We start from the raw sequence: 572 nt of genomic DNA, 5'->3' as shown, positions 1-572 counted from the left end.
GGCCCGATGGTGGCGGGGGAGCCGGTGACGATTGGTGTGCCGGTGCGTGGGTTGACGTTGATGGTGCTTGATTCTCGGTTGCGTCCGGTCCCTGAGGGCAGTGCGGGTGAGCTTTATATTGCGGGTGCGGGTGTGGCTCGGGGTTATGAGGGTCGTTTTGGGTTGACCGCGGAGCGGTTTGTGGCGTGCCCGTTTGTGGGTGCGGGCGAGCGGATGTATCGCAGTGGGGATGTGGTGCGGTGGGTGTCGACGTCGCGTGGTCGGGAGTTGTTGTATCAGGGGCGTTCTGATTTTCAGGTGAAGGTGCGGGGGTATCGGATTGAGCCCGGCGAAATCGACGCCGTCGTCCGTACCCACCCCACGGTTGCTTTTGCGCTGACGATGGCGCACGAAAACACTGCGGGCGAAAATCTTCTCGCCACCTATGTCAAGGCAACTGACGGTAACGAGCTGGACATTGAACAGCTTCGTGCTCATGCAGCAGAAACCTTGCCGTCGTATATGGTGCCGTCGGCTTTTGTAGTAATTGATGAGGTGCCGCTGACGCCTCAGGGCAAGGTCGACCGGCGGGC

The 572-nt window shown here is 60.8% G+C and carries 1 protein-coding gene; it reads left to right on the top strand.

Features of this window, described 5'->3' with window-relative positions:
* Positions 1–24: 24 nt before the first annotated feature.
* A partial coding sequence (locus IEW73_RS16480; protein WP_188678050.1) for an AMP-binding enzyme occupies positions 25–572 on the top strand: 548 nt, incomplete at its 3' end.

The sequence above is a fragment of the Hoyosella rhizosphaerae genome (genome assembly GCF_014643175.1).
GTDB classification, from domain to species: Bacteria; Actinomycetota; Actinomycetes; order Mycobacteriales; family Mycobacteriaceae; genus Lolliginicoccus; species Lolliginicoccus rhizosphaerae.
The sequence above is the reverse complement of the archived record's forward strand: the minus strand, read 5'-3'. Positions and strand labels throughout refer to the sequence as shown.